The organism is Pseudomonas sp. SIMBA_067 (genome assembly GCF_046534675.1).
GTDB classification, from domain to species: Bacteria; Pseudomonadota; Gammaproteobacteria; order Pseudomonadales; family Pseudomonadaceae; genus Aquipseudomonas; species Aquipseudomonas putida.
Genome location: NZ_JAWRYH010000748.1, coordinates 1 through 258, shown reverse-complemented (window position 1 = coordinate 258; position 258 = coordinate 1). Strand labels below are relative to the sequence as shown.

Here is a 258-nt window from a genome sequence, read left to right as displayed (position 1 = left end):
ATGCCCTCAAGCACTTCGACGGTGCTGTGGTAGCCCAGACCAACCAAAAAGGCACTGGCACCCGCCGCACGAGCATAGCGCTGCGCTTGCTCGACCGATGTCAAGTCAGACAGGGGGTGACGGAACTCTTCACCCGCTTGGCGAACCGAATTACGGGTGAGGGCGCCCACATACTGGTCCTCTCCTTTAACCCCGCATAACATGTCCCAGGTCTGTAAAATCTCGGCCGGAGAACCTGACATGTGCCCGGCAAACGGC

1 protein-coding gene is annotated in these 258 nt (G+C 59.3%); it reads right to left on the bottom strand.

The window, feature by feature from the left end:
- Window positions 1-258: hypothetical protein (locus tag SB765_RS31165; RefSeq protein ID WP_410932697.1), on the bottom strand; the 258-nt coding region annotated here is incomplete at both ends.